The 20,137-nt window shown below is 43.2% G+C and carries 21 protein-coding genes, 1 pseudogene and 1 riboswitch; of the genes and pseudogenes, 9 read left to right on the forward strand and 13 right to left on the reverse strand.

What is annotated here, in order from left to right:
* Positions 1 to 45: 45 nt before the first annotated feature.
* Complete coding sequence (locus MB380_RS14030) at positions 46 to 1,419, forward strand: AAA family ATPase (protein WP_253524589.1); 1,374 nt, start codon at positions 46 to 48, stop codon at positions 1,417 to 1,419.
* A 1-nt stretch (position 1,420) separates the two neighbouring features.
* Positions 1,421 to 2,395 (forward strand): DUF4435 domain-containing protein, encoded by a 975-nt coding sequence (locus MB380_RS14035; RefSeq protein WP_253524592.1) that lies wholly within the window; start codon positions 1,421 to 1,423, stop codon positions 2,393 to 2,395.
* Between the two features lie 148 nt (positions 2,396 to 2,543).
* On the opposite strand, the pseudogene MB380_RS14040 reads toward MB380_RS14035, so the two are convergent.
* The 4 genes and pseudogenes from MB380_RS14040 to MB380_RS14055 form a co-directional block, all read right to left on the reverse strand.
* Positions 2,544 to 2,741: pseudogene (locus MB380_RS14040) on the reverse strand (helix-turn-helix domain-containing protein); the annotation flags it as partial.
* A 1,765-nt stretch (positions 2,742 to 4,506) separates the two neighbouring features.
* Positions 4,507 to 5,076: a PKD domain-containing protein gene (locus MB380_RS14045; protein ID WP_253524595.1), complete on the reverse strand. Its 570-nt coding sequence runs from the start codon at positions 5,074 to 5,076 to the stop codon at positions 4,507 to 4,509.
* Between the two features lie 575 nt (positions 5,077 to 5,651).
* A complete protein-coding gene (locus MB380_RS14050; RefSeq protein WP_253524598.1) occupies positions 5,652 to 6,044 on the reverse strand; it encodes a hypothetical protein in 393 nt (130 codons plus the stop codon).
* Between the two features lie 76 nt (positions 6,045 to 6,120).
* A complete protein-coding gene (locus MB380_RS14055) occupies positions 6,121 to 6,534 on the reverse strand; it encodes a hypothetical protein (protein WP_253524600.1) in 414 nt (137 codons plus the stop codon).
* Positions 6,535 to 6,813: 279 nt separating this feature from the next.
* Positions 6,814 to 6,906, forward strand: a riboswitch (TPP riboswitch).
* A gap of 77 nt (positions 6,907 to 6,983) precedes the next feature.
* Between MB380_RS14055 and thiM the strand changes: the two genes are divergently transcribed.
* From thiM to tenA, 4 genes are read left to right on the forward strand one after another with little or no spacing between them, the layout of a single operon-like run.
* Positions 6,984 to 7,775, forward strand: coding sequence for a hydroxyethylthiazole kinase (gene thiM, locus MB380_RS14060; protein WP_253524603.1), 792 nt, complete (start codon positions 6,984 to 6,986; stop codon positions 7,773 to 7,775).
* Between the two features lies 1 nt (position 7,776).
* On the forward strand, positions 7,777 to 8,412 hold the full coding sequence (gene thiE, locus MB380_RS14065; RefSeq protein WP_253524628.1) for a thiamine phosphate synthase: 636 nt from the start codon (positions 7,777 to 7,779) through the stop codon (positions 8,410 to 8,412).
* The gene (gene thiD, locus MB380_RS14070; protein WP_253524661.1) at positions 8,409 to 9,245 is read left to right on the forward strand and encodes a bifunctional hydroxymethylpyrimidine kinase/phosphomethylpyrimidine kinase; all 837 of its coding nucleotides are present in this window, start codon (positions 8,409 to 8,411) and stop codon (positions 9,243 to 9,245) included. The genes thiE and thiD overlap by 4 nt, the downstream gene beginning before the upstream one ends.
* Positions 9,232 to 9,882: a thiaminase II gene (gene tenA / locus MB380_RS14075; protein ID WP_253524664.1), complete on the forward strand. Its 651-nt coding sequence runs from the start codon at positions 9,232 to 9,234 to the stop codon at positions 9,880 to 9,882. Before thiD ends, tenA begins: the two co-directional genes overlap by 14 nt.
* A 78-nt stretch (positions 9,883 to 9,960) precedes the next feature.
* On the opposite strand, the gene MB380_RS14080 is transcribed toward tenA, so the two are convergent.
* The 3 genes from MB380_RS14080 to MB380_RS14090 all read right to left on the reverse strand — a co-directional run bounded on the left by MB380_RS14080 (position 9,961) and on the right by MB380_RS14090 (position 12,731).
* Positions 9,961 to 10,806, reverse strand: a complete 846-nt coding sequence (locus MB380_RS14080) for a DUF4261 domain-containing protein (RefSeq protein WP_253524667.1) — start codon at positions 10,804 to 10,806, stop codon at positions 9,961 to 9,963.
* A gap of 153 nt (positions 10,807 to 10,959) precedes the next feature.
* Positions 10,960 to 11,814, reverse strand: coding sequence for a DUF4261 domain-containing protein (locus MB380_RS14085; protein ID WP_253524698.1), 855 nt, complete (start codon positions 11,812 to 11,814; stop codon positions 10,960 to 10,962).
* Between the two features lie 176 nt (positions 11,815 to 11,990).
* The gene (locus MB380_RS14090; protein WP_253524701.1) at positions 11,991 to 12,731 is read right to left on the reverse strand and encodes a hypothetical protein; all 741 of its coding nucleotides are present in this window, start codon (positions 12,729 to 12,731) and stop codon (positions 11,991 to 11,993) included.
* A 762-nt stretch (positions 12,732 to 13,493) separates the two neighbouring features.
* Here MB380_RS14090 and MB380_RS14095 point away from each other — a divergent pair.
* Complete coding sequence (locus tag MB380_RS14095) at positions 13,494 to 14,234, forward strand: sulfite exporter TauE/SafE family protein (protein ID WP_253524704.1); 741 nt, start codon at positions 13,494 to 13,496, stop codon at positions 14,232 to 14,234.
* A gap of 66 nt (positions 14,235 to 14,300) precedes the next feature.
* Here MB380_RS14095 and MB380_RS14100 read toward each other — a convergent pair whose 3' ends face one another.
* From MB380_RS14100 to MB380_RS21835, 5 genes are all read right to left on the reverse strand, one after another.
* On the reverse strand, positions 14,301 to 14,669 hold the full coding sequence (locus MB380_RS14100) for a hypothetical protein (RefSeq protein ID WP_253524707.1): 369 nt from the start codon (positions 14,667 to 14,669) through the stop codon (positions 14,301 to 14,303).
* 164 nt (positions 14,670 to 14,833) lie between these two features.
* Positions 14,834 to 15,241, reverse strand: coding sequence for an Hsp20/alpha crystallin family protein (locus tag MB380_RS14105; protein WP_253524710.1), 408 nt, complete (start codon positions 15,239 to 15,241; stop codon positions 14,834 to 14,836).
* Positions 15,242 to 15,288: 47 nt separating this feature from the next.
* Positions 15,289 to 15,510: a heavy metal-associated domain-containing protein gene (locus MB380_RS14110; protein WP_253524713.1), complete on the reverse strand. Its 222-nt coding sequence runs from the start codon at positions 15,508 to 15,510 to the stop codon at positions 15,289 to 15,291.
* A gap of 32 nt (positions 15,511 to 15,542) precedes the next feature.
* Complete coding sequence (locus tag MB380_RS14115) at positions 15,543 to 16,361, reverse strand: universal stress protein (protein WP_253524716.1); 819 nt, start codon at positions 16,359 to 16,361, stop codon at positions 15,543 to 15,545.
* 14 nt (positions 16,362 to 16,375) lie between these two features.
* Positions 16,376 to 16,507 (reverse strand): hypothetical protein, encoded by a 132-nt coding sequence (locus tag MB380_RS21835; protein ID WP_256503988.1) that lies wholly within the window; start codon positions 16,505 to 16,507, stop codon positions 16,376 to 16,378.
* 62 nt (positions 16,508 to 16,569) lie between these two features.
* Between MB380_RS21835 and MB380_RS14120 the strand changes: the two genes are divergently transcribed.
* Together MB380_RS14120 and MB380_RS14125 are read left to right on the forward strand one after the other, a co-directional pair.
* On the forward strand, positions 16,570 to 17,379 hold the full coding sequence (locus MB380_RS14120; RefSeq protein ID WP_253524730.1) for an SDR family NAD(P)-dependent oxidoreductase: 810 nt from the start codon (positions 16,570 to 16,572) through the stop codon (positions 17,377 to 17,379).
* A 394-nt stretch (positions 17,380 to 17,773) separates the two neighbouring features.
* Complete coding sequence (locus MB380_RS14125; protein ID WP_253524733.1) at positions 17,774 to 17,923, forward strand: hypothetical protein; 150 nt, start codon at positions 17,774 to 17,776, stop codon at positions 17,921 to 17,923.
* A gap of 144 nt (positions 17,924 to 18,067) precedes the next feature.
* On the opposite strand, the gene MB380_RS14130 is transcribed toward MB380_RS14125, so the two are convergent.
* Positions 18,068 to 19,891, reverse strand: coding sequence for an asparagine synthetase B (locus MB380_RS14130; RefSeq protein WP_253524737.1), 1,824 nt, complete (start codon positions 19,889 to 19,891; stop codon positions 18,068 to 18,070).
* Positions 19,892 to 20,137 lie beyond the last annotated feature (246 nt).

Here is a 20,137-nt window from a genome sequence, read left to right on the forward strand (position 1 = left end):
ATAAAATTCATCAAATTCTCTTAAAAAAATTCAAATTTCAAATACATGCAAATACAAAGCTTTAAAGTATTTCAATTACATGGGACAGCTAATTATAATATAGACTTTGTCGATAATTACTTAATTCTTGTAGCGGAAAATGGTTCTGGTAAAACCACTCTTGTGAATATATTTTATTATTTCTTATCAAGACAATGGAAAAAGCTAAATGAATTTAAGTTCGAGAAAATTGAGTTAAAAATTGATGATACTATTTACACCTATGAAATGAAATGGAAAAATATTGCTTTAAGAGAAGCAAAAATTTTCAAGAGATTTCCTGGACAATATCAAATTATTGCAGAAAAAATTCTTCGCGAATATAGTATTAGTGAAATTGCTGAACCACATGAGTTTATTGATTATATAATGTCAGAATATGATATTCCTCGTAGTATTGCTTATGAGATTGCTCGAATGCTGCGAAATGAAGAAATATCTATTGATAGTTCTAGTGACTTAAAAAAAATAGATGAGGCATTAAATGAAATTTTCAAAAACATACAAATTGTTTATTTGCCCACATACAGAAGAATTGAAAAAGATTTAAAAAATATATTTCCAGAGCTTGAAGGAAATATGAAAGAATACGAACTCCGTAGAAGACTTAGATCAAGAGGTGATAAAACACCTTCTTTTATTGAGCTTGTAGAATTTGGGATGGAAGATGTTAAGGAGAGGATTCAAAATAGGTGTCAGGAATTAAGACATCATTTTTACAATAATTTGAGTAGAAAAATAACTGGGTCTTATTTAGAAGATATACTAAATAAAAGGTATAAAAGTTTTGATTCAGAGAAAATTCAAATTTTTAATAGAGAAGCGCTTGATTATTTACTAAATCGACTTGATGATAGTATTATAAGCAAATCCGGAAAAGAAGCTCTTAATGGTTTCGTAGAAATGGTTCAAAAAAAGGGAGCAATTAGCGATGAAGATAAAATTAACGCTTATTTTGTATGGAAACTATTTCAAATTTACGAAGAGCAACAAAAAGCGGAACTAGACATAAATAAATTTGTAGATATATGCAACGATTATATTGGCTCATCAAAACGTTTTTTTTACGATAATGACAATTTTAAAGTTGATATTCAGTTATCGGATTCCTTTTCATCAATTGAATATAAAGATTTGTCATCAGGTGAAAAACAAATAGTATCACTTTTTAGCCATTTAATTTTATCAAAACAAAAATACTTTGTAATTATTGATGAACCAGAGCTTTCTCTTTCTGTACCATGGCAAGAAAGATTCCTTCAAGATATTGTTAATACAGAAGACTGCGCAGGTATTCTAGCTGTAACCCATTCTCCATTCATTTTTAGAAACTTTTTAAAATCATATTCTCATTCTTTAGAAGAGTTTAAGTTCAATTAATATGTCCTTTCTCAAAACCTTACTATTAGCTGCAGAAATACCAGAGGCTTCTTATATTAAATTTCTACAACAGTATAAACTCAAAAAAAACACGTTCCACGTATTTTTTGAAGGAGAAGAAGATAGGTCATTTTATGTAAATTATATTGAGACATTGATTCCAGAAAATTATGCAAAATTTTATTATGTATGTAATGGAAAAGATAACGTTTATCAAAACCACGATTCAATTAATTGGAAAATATATAATAAGAACCGAGCACTATTTTTTACAGATAAAGATTTTGATGACATTTTAAATGTTAAAAGGAAATCGGATGAGAATATATTCGTTACTGCATTCTACTCATTCGAAAACTACTTAGTTAATGGATCAATATTAGAAAGGTTTTTGCGAGAATTATGCCGCTTAGAAGTAGACAATCATGTTAAGGCCCTAAAAGACATTTTTGAAATTGAATTGAAGAAATTTTCAGACAATGTTTTAGTAATGTCAGCTTGGCTTATTTATGTTATAAAAAATGATTATCCAACAAATTTTAACGAAATTGATTTGGATAAAATATTTGTTATTGATAATGATTTAAAAATCAAAAGAAGACAACGAAAGGATTATAAATCTTTATATACTTATTTATGTAAATCAACTGGGACAAATCATAATTTATCATTTAGGGATGTATTACTAATAGCTAGACAACTGAAGCAATTAAGCGTTCCAAAGGTCTATATTAGAGGCAAATATGAGCTTTGGTTTCTTTTTATCTTTTGCAGAAAAGTAGGTAATAGTACTATTGAAGAGATTAAAGAAAACATTAAAGCTTTTAATAAAAATAACAATGTTAAAATTTCTAAACCTAATTTGAGTATAGAACTAAAACTACAAAATATTGTTCATATCATGGCACCTAGGATACCTATCCCTAGTGATGTAAAAAAGTTTTTAGATTTAAATATAGCAAAACTCCAAAATTGATAATTATTAAAATCCTACGTTGTAGTCGCTCCTATCGCTAATTAAATAGGCTAAACTTAACCGTGGCACGCCTATACTCTATTGGTGCTGGAAGGCGGGTGTGCCGCGTACCCAATTCGACAATCTGCAATTGAAAATCGACAATCCCCTAGTTCGCTATTCTATACTCACTAGGCGACTGCCCTACCCATTGCTTAAAGAAGCGCGTAAAATGTGGAGGATATTTAAAGCCCATTTCGTAAGATACCTCGCTGATAGACTTGCTGAAATCAACCACTTTTTCTTTAGCCAAATCAATCACTTTCCATTGAATATACTCCTGCGCCGATTTCCCTGTTTCTTTTTTTTTCCCAGCAGAGTCTCCCGCCTGCATAAGCCCAAAGCCCGGCAAGGGGACTCTGCCGCAGCAGCTTGAGTTACTCATTACATTAGAGTTCTAAGCGCAATCCCCCTGGCTCAAAACCTTGCCATTTGTATAGGTCTCTGCTTTTGTTATCCCGGCAGAGTCTCCCGCCTGCATAAGCTCAAAGCCCGGCAAGGGGACTCTGCCGCAGCAGCTTGAGTTACTCATTACATTAGAGTTCTAAGCGTAATCCCCCTGGCTCAAAACCTTGCCGCTTGTAGAGGTCACTGCTTTTGTTGTCCCGGCAGAGTCTCCCGCCTGCATAAGCCCATTGCCCGGCAAGGGGACTCTGCCGCATCGGCTTGAGTTACTCATTACATTAGGGTTCTAAGCGCAATCCTCCTGGCTCAAAATCTTGCCGTTTGTAGAGGTCTCTACTTTTGTTGTCCCGGCAGAGTCTCCCGTGTGCATAAGCCCATTGCCCAGCAAGGGGACTCTGCCGCAGCGGCTTGAGTCACTCATTACATTAGAGTTCTAAGCGCAATCCCCCTGGCTCAAAACCTTGCCGCTTGTAGAGGTCTCTGCTTTTGTTGTCCCGGCAGAGCCTCCCATGTGCATAAGCCCAAAGCCCGGCAAGGGGACTCTGCCGCATCGGCTTGAGTTACTCATTACATTAGGGTTCTAAGCGCAATCCTCCTGGCTCAAAATCTTGCCGTTTGTAGAGGTCTCTACTTTTGTTGTCCCGGCAGAGTCTCCCGTGTGCATAAGCCCATTGCCCAGCAAGGGGACTCTGCCGCAGCGGCTTGAGTTACTCATTACATTAGGGTTCTAAGCGCAATCCTCCTGGCTTAAAACCTTGCCGTTTGTAGAGGTCTCTGCTTTTGTTGTCCCGGCAGAGTCTCCCGCCTGCATAAGCTCAAAGCCCGGCAAGGGGACTCTGCCGCAGCGGCTTGAGTCACTCATTATATTAGAGCTTTAAGCAGAGTCTCCTGTGTGCATAAGCCCATTGCACGGCAAGGGGACTCTGCCGCAGCGTAAAATCACTTCTTTCTTGCTCTAATGGTAACAGCCTTGCCGTCATTATCAACAAAATAAAACTCCAGTATTTGCCCGGTTACCAGCCCGACTTCAAACTAGGTACACGGGTGCCACGGTCAAATTAGGGTAATAATTGGCGACATCAGAAAGTTAGCTAATAAAATAAAGACGAATCATGCCCTGGGTCTGGAGCTATGGAAAACTGGTAATATTGTAGCAATAAGTATAACTCGTAGTGCATTTATAAAGAATACACTAATAGACCTCAAATTAGCACTAATCAAAGATGGTTGAATTTAATCAGTTAACCTTCCATTCAAACGGAATCTCATAGGGATGGTATATCAGTAGACGTAGATTTGGCTTTTTGCTGCGTATCCCGTCAGGGATAATATATTTATTGTTGAGTATTTAATATATCGTCCCGATGGGACTTTATATGTGTATGAGCAATATTTACTACCGATATACCATCCCTACGGGATACCCAATCTTTCAAAAAGCGCAGAATCAATCTAAAAGCAATCCAAAGCAAGTGCAGATTCATTTCTGCATCAAATGACTTGAAGATGTTGAACTGAATGTTTCAATCAAACCCTTTAGAATAGTTATTGGCAGCTTATATTCTCCGATTCCAGATGCACTACGGGTTAACTACAAGAATTTGCCAGAATAAACTAAAAAAACACGGTAAAAAGAGATTAAGAAACAGAAACACAACAATAGTATTCTATTTTATCAGCTTAAGCTTAGTGCAAATATATGGATCGATTGTAATTGTATTCGACCATACCATACCACTCTGAGCATAAGCCCTATATCTATAGTCTCCTGCTTGCTTTATTACGGTTACAAAACCTGTTGTTCCACACGAAATAGATGAAACCTGGCTACTACGTGTTATTACACCCTCTTTAATATCATCCATATACACCGTGATGGTGCCCGAGTCGGTAATATTAGTCCAGAACATTAAGGTACCTTTAGGTTGGACAGTAACTATTTTTACAGTAGTGGTCTTTGAGTTTTGCCCGGCTTTTCCTCGGGCATGCAATGTCACAGAGAACTCTTTATTCTCATCAAATTGATAAGTGGGATTCCTTAAATTTGAAATATCACCGGTTCCAAAATCCCATTCAAAAGATTCTGCATTTAGTGATTTGTTCTGAAACGTAACTTTACCCAAGTCATTTTGTTTATAACTAAAATCTGATATTACTGGCGGGATTTCATCCTTTTTGCACCCAAAGAAGAACAATTGAAATAATAACAAAATAGCAAAAGAATACTTTTTAGTCATCGGAAAAGTTTATTTATCGATGCCAAAGTTAATAAATTCAGTCAAAAAAAACCAAATCTAAAGTTTGATTTAACACAAATAAGCTTGCGAAGGTAATGGAATAACAAGGCGGTTTCATTTATTGTCCCGGCAGAGTCTCCCGTGTGAATAAGCCCATTGCCCGGCAAGGGGACTCTGCCGCAGCGGCTTGAGTTACTCATTACATTAGGGTTCTAAGCGCAATCCTCCTGGCTCAAAACCTTGCCGTTTGTAGAGGTCTCTGCTTTTGTTGTCCCGGCAGAGTCTCCCGTGTGCATAAGCCCAAAGCCCGGCAAGGGGACTCAACCGCAGCAGCTTGAGTTACTCATTACATTAGAGTTCTAAGCGCAATCCCCCTGGCTCAAAACCTTGCCGCTTGTAGAGGTCTCTGCTTTTGTTGTCCCGGCAGAGTCTCCCGTGTGCATAAGCCCAAAGCCCGGCAAGGGGACTCTGCCGCAGCGGCTTGAGTTACTCATTACATTAGAGTTCTAAGCAGAGTCTCCCGTGCGCCAAGCCTTGCGGTTTGAAGGGGACTCTGCTTTGTATCATAGGTAAAACTACTTCTTTCTTGCTCTAATGGTAACAGCCTTGCCGTCATTATCAACAAAATAAAACTCCAGTATTTGCCCGGTTACCAGCCCGACTTTTTGTTTGTCTTTTTGCAGTTCGGTTGACTCCTCCTTCTTTACAAGACTGACTTCCATCTTGCCTGCTTCAGAAGCATTGGGTATCACTGACGAGGTTCTCAAAGTACATTTACTTTCAGACTGTGGAATTAACTCCAGCAAGAACTCTCCGCCGGCAAATGGGGCCGGATACTCCTTTGCATCAATAATAACATCAAAAGCCTGATAAGTTCCTTTTATTTCAGTCGACAAATCCGGCTCAGAAGATTGCTTGCCGCAAGCAAAAAACATAATCGCGAGCATAAGTAGTAAAAGTTGCTTCATTAGGTAGAATTTAAGATTAGTAAATAATACGTTTGCTTAAAACAAAACACTCATTACTTCCTACAATCATTGATAATTATATTCTTTTTGCTCTAACCATTCTGCTGCTGCCTGTAACTCCGCCGTCATATAGTTGTAATACCTGATTGTAGAAAAGTCCATAATCCCCACCGCTATCTAATAAATTAAATTCAATTGCAGTACCTTTCTTTCTTAAAAGAAATCTACTATAAAACGGTTCTGTATACATTTTGCCTTCTAAATTAGTTAATTTGAAAACAATTTTATTTTCTCCAATACTAATAATTTCAATTATTACTTCGGGTTGCCTAGGGTCAACTGCCTCGGTTTTCGTATCCACTACAGTTTCATAGACCCGATATTTACCCACCACCTGTACCGCCAAATCGGTTTGGGGCTCAGGTTCAGCAGTTGGTTTGCCACAGCCAAAAAATGCAAGCACCGGCAATAGCAGTAAAAAGTTTTTCATGCCACAGGTCTTAAGATTAGTGATATGTAAAAATAGATATATTGGCTACAATTTGCAAGGGTTGAAATTGCTGTGCATCCTTTTTTAGAAATACTTTTAATTAAAATAAGAATTAAATGAGAAAAAGTCATCAAAATTTCTGTACGCGAATCAGTAGGGGTTCAATATTTTGAACCCCTACTGAAATAGGCTATCAATTCAAAATCCAACAGCGTACTGAAAGTTCGCCCCACAATCCCCAACCATAATTTGCCATTCCCCTCAAAAGCCTTATCTTTGCCACGGCTTTAGGGGTATTCTGTATAGAATTGAGAGAGTCCCTTTGAACCTGATACGGTTGATACCGACGTAGGGAAAAGCGAATAATATATAGCTGCACAGCGCATATCTTATCCTCTTTTTTTTCAAAGCATTCTCGCCCGGGCCATTGTATCCTAAAATCCCGAACAATGGAAAAAACCCTCTGGAAACACATCCAGACTGTCCGCACACAGTCGCCACTGGTACACAACATTACCAATTTCGTTGTCATGAACAACACCGCCAACGCGTTGCTGGCTGTGGGGGCGTCGCCCATTATGGCACATGCCCACGCCGAAGTGCAGGATATAACCCGTATCTGCCAGGCATTGGTTATCAACATCGGCACGCTAGACCAATACTGGGTGCAATCAATGCTTCTGGGCGCTCAGCAGGCACAAAAACTCAACAAACCCTGGGCACTTGACCCCGTTGGCGCCGGAGCTACTCCCTACCGCGACAGCTCACTGAGCGAGTTATTGTCATATAAACCAACCGTTATCCGCGGCAATGCCTCTGAAATACTGGCACTGGCACGCGCCAACACCACCCCAACTAAAGGGGTAGACAGCACCGCCGAAAGCAACGAGGCCATTGATGCCGCCCAACAAATAGCCACCGAATATGATACCCTGGTGTGTATATCCGGCAAGACCGATATCATCGTCAGCAAAGACAAGCGCATTTACCTCAACAACGGCCATGCCCTCATGACCCGAGTTACGGGCCTGGGTTGCTCGGCCACTGCCGTTATCGGTGCGTTTATAGCTGTTATTGAAGACAAAACCGAGGCATTGACAGCCGCTATGGCTTTGTTCAGCATTTGTGGTGAACTGGCCGCCAAAAAAGCAAAAGGCCCCGGCACTTTGCAGGTATTGCTGCTTGACAAGCTCTTCAACATAACCGAAAAAGAGTTTTTGCAAACCATCAAACTTTCCTGACATGGCCGGGCATCCGCAGTTTCCGTACGCTTTATATCTGGTTATTTCAGAAGCCGCCTGCGCGGGTCGCAGCTTTCTGACAGTGGCAGAACAGGCCATTGCCGGAGGCGTGGAGATTATTCAGCTGAGAGAAAAAACGCTGCCCACGCCCGCTTTTATAGAAAAAGCCCTGCAACTGAAAGAAATAACCGAGCGCTACGGCATACCGCTCATCATTAACGACAACCTGGCTGTGGCCAACGCGGTTGGGGCTTTTGGGATACACGTAGGGCGGAGTGATACTCCGCCAACAGAAATCAGAAAAAAATGGGGTACGCAATTACAAATCGGCTATTCGATAGAATACCTGAGCCAGCTGGATACCGCAGAAGCCGAAACGGCCGACCATTACGGCATCAGCCCCATTTTTGCCACGCCTACCAAAACTGATACCGTTACAGAATGGGGGCTGGAAGGCCTGCGGCACATCAGAAGCCTGACCAACAAACCCCTCATAGCCATAGGCAGTATTAACCAAACCAATGCTGCCGCCATTTGGCAGGCCGGAGCCGACAGCCTGGCGGTGGTGTCGGCCATTTGCGCTGCGCCGCACCCCCAAAAAGCGGCTTACGAATTACGAAACCTGATTTTGAAATGAAGCAAAAATACACCTATTCATCTGCCCTCACCATTGCCGGGTTCGACGGCAGCGGTGGCGCAGGCATTCAGGCCGATATCAAAACCTTCTCGGCGCTGGGTTGTTACGCCACATCGGTACTTACCGCCCTGCCGGTGCAAAATACACAGGGCGTGCGCAGCATTTACCCTATACCCTATCAGGCAGTGGCCGGGCAGATAGAAGCCATCATGGACGACATCCCCCCGCGTGCCATCAAAATCGGCATGGTGCATACCGCAGAGCTGGTGCATACCATTGTTGCCACCTTGCAGCAATACCCTGCCGTTCCGTTGGTGTTTGACCCCGTAATGGTGGCCACCAGCGGCCACAAACTGATAGAAGACGCCACCATTCAGGCCATTATTGAAAAGCTGTTTCCGCTGGCTTCGGTTATTACACCCAACATGGACGAGGCCGCCATTCTGGCTAATATGCCCATTAAAACGCTGGACGATATGTACCTGGCCGGAGAAAAAATACTGGCTCTGGGCTGCAAATCGGTATTGCTGAAAGGCGGGCATCTTGATTTACCCGTCATTACTTCGCTGTTTTTCGACGGACAGGGCAACATCCTCCCGTTTGAGTTCGAGAAATTCGCTACCAATAATACGCATGGTTCGGGTTGTACGTTGTCGTCTGCCATTGCGGCTTATCTGGCGCAGGGCAATGGCCTGAATGAAGCCGTAAAACTCGGGCAGACTTACGTGCATAAGGCCATCAGGCATGGTGCAAATGTGGCCATCGGTAAAGGCAATGGCCCGCTGAATCACTTCTTCAATCCTCAAAAACTGATTAAAAATGAAATGGTCTGACAACGCCTGGCAAAACATAGCTCCGGTGTATGAATCTATTCTGCAAATGCCCTTTATTCAGGAACTGACCAACGGCACCCTGCCGCTTGAAAAATTTCAGTTTTATCTGATGCAGGATTCACTGTACCTCGAACATTTCGGCAGGGCGCTGGCCATTGTGGGTGCCAGAGCCAATGCCATACCCGATATGCTGGCCTTTTTCCGCTTTGCCGAAACCACCATTATTGTAGAAAACGCCCTGCACGAATCTTACTTTAAAGATTTTGGCGTTGATACCAAAGATGACATACAACCAGCCTGCCATCACTATGCGCATTTTCTGAAAAGCACCTGCGCGCTTGACGCCGTTGAAGTTGGCATGGCAGCCGTGCTACCCTGCTTCTGGATTTACAAAGCCGTTGGCGACTACATTTACGGGCATCCGCAAAAAGTAAATAACCCGTATCAGAAATGGATTGATACTTATGCCGGAGAAGAATTTGGCGTGGCCGTACAGGCAGCCATAGATATATGCGACAGAAATGCGGCGCAAACAACAGACGCCATCAGGGCTAAAATGACAGAAGCCTTCGCAGCATCATCCCGGCTGGAATATGATTTCTGGGAAGCAGCCTACCTTAACCGCCGGTGGAAATAGCCGCGGCACGCCTCAACCGTGCCAAACCAAATATGCTTATGCAAAAGAGTCTGGCACGGTTACAAACAGCTTAAAACCCTAGTAATTAGGTATAACGGTTACCACCTGCCGGGTAGGTTCTACTTTTGAAGCCTCATATCTGGTTTTCCATACCGGGTTTTTACCAATACCCTGCACGGTGGTGTTGTCTCTGATAAAATCGCCGGTGTCAACCACGTAGTAAGCCAGCATATTCAGCATACCCGCAATTTCATGTGCTTCGTACTTACGAAACGAACACTGAAAATCAGCAATGCCATAAGCATGAAGGCCAAGGGTATCCATCAGTATTTCTCCGTTGCTCAGCTCAAACAACCTGAAATTCATCGCGCCCTCCAGAAACTCCGGCTCCTGCGCATCGCAGGCCTCCATAAATTTCGTCGCATCCAGCAGTTTATTACTGTTTCTGTAATATACCACCTGTGCACCGGTAGCCTGCACCACGGCACAAACCAGGGTATTAAAAAACTCTAGCCTTGCCTGATGCGGCAAACCTTTAGACAGCAGCTCGGTAACACTTACCTGATACCTGCACTTTTTCATGGCGTCTTCAGCACCAGACCACTGTATCGAATCAGCAATGGCTTCTTTATACTTATCCAGGTCAATTTCAACGTCTGTATTTAAAATAAGGCCTTGTGCAGGTACGTTTACGCCGTTAAAATCTGTCATAAAATCAGGGAATGCAAATGCCGTTGTGCCGTCAATCTGCAAGGGCTCAACGTTGGCAAAACGTTGTTTCAGTTCAGCCAGAATAGCATCCGTATTTATTTCAGGTTTGTTTTCATAAAAGAGGCTTACAAACTGAATAGCCGGTTGGTTAGGTGCAATACTTTGCGGAGTAGTCTCAGCAGATTTCTTCTTAAAAATGTCGAATAGTCCCATTATTGTTGGTTGTTATGGTTAAGTTTCCGGTAAAACTAATCAGAAACGTTTATCCACACAATTCAGTAACAATAAATAAGAAATTCTTAACGAACCATCACAAATTGCAAGCCTGGCAGGGCGCATTCAATACAACTGCAACCGTAATCATCATCAGGCAGGTATCAGCTTAATTACCAGTCTGTCAGGCCCGTTTGATGCTTGTTCCATCCGGGTTTTCCAGCTTTCGTTTCTGCCCTGCGCTTTTAAGAGGTCGTTATCACTGATAACCCGGCCACTTTCCAGCATTTCATAAGCCAGGTCGGTCAGAGTGCCTGCCATGCCAGCCGGTTCAAGTACGCCGGGCAGGCATTCAAAGTCTGGCAGGCCCAGAGCATACAGCCCGAGGGTATCTGCCAACACCTTTCCATCTGCCGTCTGCATCAGGCGCACGCTCATGGCGCCGTATAAAAAAGCAGGTGGTTCATGGCTCAGGGCGTTCAGAAAATCACCGGCATCCACCAGTTTATGGCTATGCCTGAAATAAACCACCGCAGGCTTACAGGCACTGATAACCACCCCGGCAAACTTCTGAAAAAACTCCAGCCTTATGGCCGCAGGCAGGTTTTCCGGCATCAGTTCTTGCAGGCTTATTTCGTAACGGCAATTTTGTATTTCAGCGGCGGCGTCTGGCCAATGCCAGGCATGGTTTGCGGCGTTTATATATTTTTCTGTGGCTGCTTCGGTTACCTGGGGCATAATGGCTGCTGCGGCCTTCATTGGCCCGCGGTTGGTGCCTGTGGTGTATTCGGGCATAAAATCCACACTGAAGCTACCGTCGGGCGCCAATTCAACGTTTCCGAAAACCGTCTTCAGCTCTGCCAGTAGGTGCGGGGTATTAACATGGGGTTTATGCCTGAATAAAAGTTTAATGATTTGAAAGGATGGCGCATAAGCAGGTAGGTAGCCTGACCACTGGTGCGATAGACTGTCGGCCGATTTCGTATTAAAAAAATCAGAAAAACTCATACAAATAATAGGTGAAAAGCTAAAGGGTAAAGGTTTTTTCTTAAATAGTAGAAACAGCTTTGGGCAGGCTTTGTTTAAACTTAAAGCCGAAATTCAGAAAAAAACCAGCTAATTACCTGCAACCGCCAAAGCTCACAGGCAGCGCCCTGCCTGAACCGGGGCGTTAAATGGTGTTGTCAGGCGCTCTCGTTCATAAACTTCAGGTGTTCGCGGGCCAGTTCACGCATGGAATCAAACCGCCTGTACACCCACGACGATTTCGATTTCAGCCCCTTTTGCCTGGCACGGGCGTAGGTTTTAAGGCTCAGGTCGCTCAGGTCGGTTATTTTCCTGATAATCCCCCATAATTTGGTATCTACAATGGCACCTACCACGCAATCAACGGCTTCTATATTTTTATCAAGCTGGGTGTCGAGAATCTCAAACAGGTCGGCATCTTTATGAGGCTTGTGGTAAAGGTACACCAGAGCTGTAATGATTTCTTCTGCCGAATCAGACTCCAGATACTCATGTACCTGCCTGGGTTTAAGCTGAACCCCCAGATGAACAACCGTCTGGCCGTCTTCTCGCTGACCCGATGGCCTGATGAGGCTGTCCAGCCCGGTCTGGCTGGCCTGCCTTACTGCCTCTTTAGTGCTACCCAGGCCTTTAATTAACACTGGCAGCACCAGCGGCAGGCTTACTACCGGCGCATGGGCAAGCAATTTGCCCAGGCATACAAAGGCAATGGTTTCAAGCTCGGGGTCTTTTATCAGTTTCAGAAACAGGTTCATATTACCCAGGCTGTTTTCGTTGCTGAGCGCCCTGTTAAGCAATGCAAATTCTTTTTCCCTGACCGACCCCGACTTAAGGATAAGTTTTAATCCGGAATCGAAAAGCGGTTCGCCGGAGTCTGCTGTTGATAAATTATTATTCATTCTAAAATTGGTGTGTGTTGGCCTGACGGATATTAATATTTAAAACAGCATCTGTAAATCAGGCGCATATACCAAAAATTACAAGCAGATAATGCCCTGGTATAGTTGCATGAATTCAGATTGTTATAAATTATTGGTTTTCAGACCTTACAAAAGAAGTATCAATCAAATAGCTATTATAGGGTTTCAGCAATTGTAGTAAAAACGTAATTTGAACTGCCGTATTACACTACCTGACAAATCTGGTAACACGACATCAAAACTGAAAAACAAAGACAAGCATACGCAACTACTCACCGGGCCTTGTCTTCAAAAAATCACCCGGATTGGTGCAGAGAACAATTCAATCTCAAATAGTAATTATCAACGGTATTTGTATTCAAAGCCGAGCAGGTATTCACTCCTCTCTTTGGTTTACTTTGTTATTTGTAAAACAGGCCATCAGCCGGTTTAAAATCAAAATCACCAGCCACATTGCCGGTTCCGGGCGCTCATTGGCTATCGGCAGGATTCCCTGACACAACGCCGGATAGCATTATACTTTATATTCTTTCTAAATTAAAGAATTTTAACAATAATAAGCATATTTTTTTACTTCATGTTTGTTTTTTGAAAAAAATTCTTGCAACATTTGCAAACTTTTTTAGTCACAGCAAAAAAATCTTAAAAAATCAGGATTTTGTCCTGATTTTTTTTCTTTTCATCGTTATAAATCACAAAAGCATCGCAATTACCAGTTATTAACCAACAAACCTGCCGTGCATGAATTACGCTCCCGGCTTTCTTTTTTATTTCCTAACCCTGCTTGCTGAAATAATCGGAACCGTAGGCGGCTTTGGTTCTTCGGTATTTTTTGTACCTATCGCCAATCATTTTCTTAGTTTTCATCAGGTGCTGGGCATTTTATCTCTGCTGCATATTTTCAGTAATCTTTCAAAAATTGTGCTTTTCAGAAAAGGCTTCAATAAATCTATTTTTCTCAAAATCGGCATCCCCAGTATCATCTTTGTAATTATTGGCGCCTATTTTTCAAAGTATGTCAATACCAGCATAGCTAATCTGTTGCTGGGCTTGTTTTTGTCGCTTTTTGCAGGGTTGCTGATTTTAAAGCCCGACTTCGCTTTTAAACCCACATTGGTAAATGCCGTTATAGGCGGTGGGTTGTCTGGTGGGATGGCCGGCTGGCTTGGCACGGGCGGAGCCGTAAGAGGCCTGGCGCTGGCCTCATTTAATGTACAGAAAGATACTTTTCTGGCCACTTCGGCCCTTATTGATTTTATGGTAGACCTAAGCCGTTTCGGCGTATATAGTTTTCAGGGATATTTAACCCGAGATATGCTGTGGCAGGCGCCTGCATTGCTGGTTATCAGCTTTACAGGCTCATGGCTGGGTAAAAGGCTGCTGAACCACATTCCGCAGGAGCCATTCCGCAAGTTATCGTTATGGCTTATCCTGCTCATAGGCGTCTACAGCCTTATACAGTATTTTATAGATAGGCAATAAGTGCGTGTGCGCAAAACAGGTATTAAAGAGGTGTTGAGTAGCCTGCCTGCTTAGCTGGTGGCTGGCTCAATAAAAGGTAACGGCAGTTTTTCTGACTGCCAGCGACGACAAAAACCCTCTGAAATTACCCTTGAAAACCTCATATTTTTCAATCAGGTTGTTGATTTCTTCTTTCAGGCGGCAATAGTGGCTTTCGGGCAGGGTTTCTTCATTGGTTATCAGCTCAAGCCCTTCCTGCAGGTGTTTCGACTGATGAAAGAAATACTGAAAATGGTTGAAGAAAATACTGGTGCGGTCGTCATACTTATGGGTCAGAATCTGCTCTGCCTGTAACGATGCCAGCAGGCTAAGCATAAAGTCGTTGTCTTCGGCCATCAGCTCCAGTTCTTTCTGCCAGAGCTTCTGTTGCGGGTGTTGGCTTGCAGTGCTTTTCATAGCGGTATTGTTGTTTGGTGTTTGTGCGTATAGATGCCCACAAAGGTAATGGCCAGGCCTGTTTTAAAACATGAGCAAAGCTGAATGCCACCTATGATAAAACTCATAAAAAAGGCAGAGCAAACCCTGCCCTGCCTTTCAACGCTAACATTAAACCTCTATAACTATACAATTGCTACAGTCTTTTTCTTATCTGTTTTTTCTTCTGCCTGCCGGGGCAGGGTTACTTTCAGCACGCCGTCGGCGTAGCTGGCCGCAATTTTATCGGTGTCTAATCCTTCAGGCAAAATAAACTGCCTGCTGAACGACTCAAAACTATATTCTTTTCTGTAATACTTGCCGGTGTCGTTTTCTGTGCTGCTTTCTGCCAGCCCTGTCACCGTCAGTAAACCATTATCTACCTCTAGTTTAAAACCTTCTTTTTTTATACCCGGCGCAACAATATCCATTTCGTAGGCATTTTCTGTCTGTTTGATATTTATAGCCGGAACGTTGTCTTTGTGTAGCAAACCTGAAAAGAACGAATCATCCTTAAACAAATCTGCAAGCGGATTTTTCACTAACGATTTCATACATTTAAAGATTGAAAAATTAAAAAAATTACAGCTGCTGTTAATACTTATGCCACAAAAGCCACCTTATAACCCAGGGCTGCCAGTGTGGCGGTTATGCTCTCGGTATCGGTAAAGTCTTCATGCTCTACTTCTACCCAGTGTTCGGCGGGGTTTACCTGCACCTGCAATACGCCCACCAAAGCCATCAGCTTGTGCTTCAGGGCGGTTGCGGTTTCGGCATTGTTCAGGTTATTGCTTACCCATATTTTATCTGTTACTGCATTCATGGCTATCGGTTTGTTATCATGGCGGTTTGTTTTCAGGCTATGGCTATCAAGGGCAGCCCGGTTCTGAAAACCAGCTCTTCGGTATTAGATACCGTCAGCCAGCGTTTCAGCCAGTTGTGCTGTTTCGGAAACACCACCAGCAGGTCGGCTTTATTGGCATGTGCATGGCTCAGAAAAGTATCTGTAAAGTTATCACCCTGGCTAATGTCTATTACGTGCGGGTACTCATGCAGCATTTCGCGCAGCCTGGTAGTAACCTCTTTCACCGCCGGAGCCTCAGGGTCTTTAACCACCGTAAAAATGGTTATTACAGCCTTAAAGGCCTTCAGCCGGTCTATCATCTGTTGCAGTGCTACGGCATCTATCTTTTCGTTCACATCTATGCCCACATACACGTTTTCATAAGGCTTAAAACCTGCCTTGGGCGGCACAAACATGGTGGGTACCGTTACTTTGCCTATCATTTCGCTGGCTACATTCCCAATCACCTCAGAGCTCCTCGGCAATTGCCCTACGGTGCTCATCAGCAGCAGGTCTGGTTTAAACCTGGCGGTTGTTTCGGCAATTACATCTGCTGCCAGGCCTACCCTATTAACAGGCTCTATATAAACTGCGCCTTCGGTTAGTCTGGTTAATCTGGCTGCCAGGCGTTTCAGCCTTGCCTGATAATAAAGCTCAACAGATACGTCTTCTACAGGCATTACCTGAAGGTCGGGGTTGAATGTATAGGATGGATGCGAGGCGTGCAGCAAGTAAAGCTCTGCCCCTGTTTGTGCTGCCAGTTGTGCGGCATAGCGGCAAACCTTAGAGGCTGCTCTTGAAAAGTCGGTTGTGCAAATTATCTTTTTCATGTCGGGCTTTAAATTTACACCACAAAATTGCCACACAAATACCATTCATAACCTGACACCAGACAGCCGCATATATGATTCCGGTCAGGTCTGTGCCTGATATCCCGCACTTGTCGGGCATCATCCGGCTTCATGATTTTACTCATAATTTTTATACGCCGGCTTTCGTTGCTTTGCCCCGCGTTTATCATTCAATCTTATCAGCTTTATGAACAACATCATTCAGGATTTATTCGGACTACAAAATAAAACGGCCATTGTAACCGGTGGCGCTATGGGTATAGGTAAAGGTATTGCCACCAGGCTGGCATTAGCCGGGGCGTCGGTATTGATTGCCGACATCGTAAGTGAGCAGGACGCCGCCCCTACCGTAGATGGTATCAGGCAGCAGGGTGGTAAAGTGGCCTATATACAGGCCGACTTAAGCAATACTGCCCTTTTACCGGGTATAGTAAAGGCCGCGGTTGATACTTTTGGCGACATTGATATTCTGGTGAATAACGCTGGGATTTTTAAATACATGCCCATTACTGAACTGAACGAAGACCTATGGGACAAAACCCTGAACATAAACCTGAAAGCAGTGGCGTTTTTGTCGAAGGCGTTTATTAATACGCTCATTGAAAAAAAACATGGCGGCAAAATAATTAATATTTCGTCTATTGACAGCCTGAAACCAACCGGAAACCTGGCTCAATATGATGCCTCTAAAGGTGGTATAAGAATGCTGACCCGCTCTTTTGCCAAAGAAGCCGGCAAATATGGTATTACCGTAAATGACATTGCACCGGGCGGGGTAAATACCCCGGGTGTACAAAAAATAGCAGGCGACAACCTGCCCAAAGAGCAACTGGAGGCCATGCAGGCCCAGACAGCGCAGTTTATACAAACCCTGCCGCTGCAACGCATAGGCGAGCCTGACGATATTGGCAATGCGGCGCTGTTTCTGGCCGGAAAAGCATCTGACTACATAACCGGAAGCACCATTGTGGTAGACGGCGGCCTGCTTTTAATGTAAGCAATTAAAAAAAGCAAAGCCTCCTTCTCTGTTTTGGAAAAGGAGGCTTTTGCTTATGGCATAGTTATGCAAAAAGGCAGGTATTTTACCTGAACCGACTGAATTAGATTATACAGCACCGCCTGATAATTAATCAATAATAACTAGTAAAAAATAACTAGTTGTGTAATTAAGCAATAAAATAAAATACCTAATTTTAAGAAATAATTAGTAACAACGCCGGACAAACCTACCGGCTTCATAACAAGCGTATAAACTGTAAGTCAAAAACCTTATTCTTTTCGTAAGATAAACACCGTATATACCTGTGCAGGTATAGATCTTAGCAACCAATTATAGCCAATATAAATTTCCATATTTTTCATGTTATTTTAACTTTTAAACAATTAAAAAAATGAGCTTAGAACAGACCAAAACCGGTCATGAGTCACCAGCCATGAACCCCAAAAAGAAATGGGTAAAACCGCAAATGGAGGTACTCAAAGTTAACAGTGGAATTGTAATCCTTCCGATTGAAATAATGGGTATTCAGGGACCAAGTTAATTTAGCAGCAAGAAATAAATAAACTTAAACACTCGGCATACTTTATGGCATAAGTGTTTTTTTTTGCTGCCACCGTGCTAAAAAAAACTTTAGCAGGTAACTTAAACAACATTCGTTCAGGTTTAAACAATTATCTACCCCCACTTAATTTGCTTTTGCAGGCATATATTTGTTAACAAAGTAGTCTATGTAGTAATAATTAAGCCTCATTAACATATCCATCAGGTCGGCATCTGGCGCCAGCCGTTTATCGGGCAACATCATTTGCAGAGGGTCTGTAACCTGGTAAGTCTTCAGGTCTTCAATGTTTTTTTTCTTCCAGTATTCGGCAAATGCCAGTGTCATGGCTCCGCTAAACTTCGGTTGCAGCCTTACGGTATCGGGCAGCATATCTTTGCACATATTTCTGAAAAGCGCACGGTTATAAGTAGCAGGGGCAAACATTTCTACAGGCAGACTATACGCCAACCTGACTAAACGTATATCGGCCATCGGATACACCGTTTCCATGCCATGTGTAAGGGCATACGCACCTTCAGACTCTGTCCGGTGGCAGGTATGCGGGCGGGTTATCTGTTCTTTAAACCATTTTTTAAATGTAGGATAAAACAAAAAACTTTCGTCTTTCAGCTGCTGATGCCAGGGGCTGTCGGCCCGTAGCAGGTTTCTGCCCTGCTGTATTTTATCATAGCCCTTTACAAGAGAACCCCGCCATCTGGCCCGCAGGTAATCAAGCATTCTTTTGGGGCCACGTAGCGGATATTTCATAAAGAACCTGCATATAGCCGGAATATCAAAATTCCCGAAATACTCATAATAATAGTTACTTCCGGAGCATGATATCCCTTCGTCGCCCGGGAAACCGCTCATCATCACACCCACGTTATCGGCCGAGGCCGTCTTGAACAGCGAGTCCTGCCACAGGCAGTCAGAGTTGGCAAACCCACCCATTACCAAATCGGTGCGCTCCAGTTGCTCATATACATCTTTAAAATGAAAATCATCTATTTTATGATGATTCTGCGGCAGCAAGCCGGCATAATCAATAATGGCTTGTTGTGTTCCCTGTTCGTCAATACCCCTCTCTGAATACGGCCGTGTTTTGTCAGACAACACAAATGAGTACGTATGCAGGCGTTGTTTAGGGATGTTTCTGGAAAGCAAAACCGCAATGGCCGACGAATCTAACCCACCGCTTAGCTGGCAACCTACGTTTTTGTACGTGCGGGCGCGGCATACCACTGCTTCGGTAAAACGCCTGTTGAGCTCTGTATACAATTCGGCCTCGTTCCTGAACCCCGATATATCCTCGGCCTCCAGCTCCCAGTATCTGGCGGTTTCAAACATTCCCCTTGCCGTATCTGCCAGCGCATAGTGCGCAGGCAAAAACCGGTGTATATTCTCAAACAAGGTGGGCGCGTAATCCTGCACATAATTTTTAAGCTCAATGGCTATGTAGCGCTGGTTCAGCACAGGTGTAATAACTGCCTTGATGGCCTGCATGGTGGTTGAAAAAACCAGCTTTTGGGTATCCTGATAATAAAACAGCGGCCTGATACCCAGTTGGTCTTTAGCCATAAAAAGCGTGCGGGTGTGGGTATCCCATACCACAAAAGAGAAGTCGCCCACGAGATGCTTCACACAGTCTTTACCAAACTTAATATAGGCTTCCAGCAGATACGTATAATCGGTAAGGGTTTCGCTAAGGCCTAGCTTTTGTGCCAGTTCAGGGCGGTTATCCAGCCTGCAAGTAGCCACCAGCACATAACGTTCATTGCGGCAAAGCTGGGTTTGCCCAACCGATTCGGGCGTAATAAATACTATATCATTGGCTAAAACCGCCTCTGCCGATTGATAATCAACGTGGGCGTCGGCCTTGAAGAATTCCATGCTTTTCTGCATCTGATGGTAGATGCCGGTAGCGTCAAAATCAGATGAAAGGCTTATGCAGCCCCAGTAGTGACTCATTGTGTACGGGTTGTGTATGACAATTTGAAAAGTTGGCAAAATAACTAAAACAAAACCATTGTTAAAACTGCCAGCCAGCAAAATGACTAAGAGGTACCAAAATATACACAATTGCCTTTATCAATTGTTTGCCTGGCCTTATGGCAATATATTTCCCACCTCCACTGCACTTTGGTAATGGCGCCGTTCAATAATTTTTTAACCTTTTAGTAACTTATCACCCGGGAATATTTTTGAATTTTTAAA

Origin of the sequence: Emticicia sp. 21SJ11W-3 (assembly GCF_024138715.1) — a bacterium.
GTDB classification, from domain to species: domain Bacteria; phylum Bacteroidota; class Bacteroidia; order Cytophagales; family Spirosomataceae; genus Emticicia; species Emticicia fluvialis.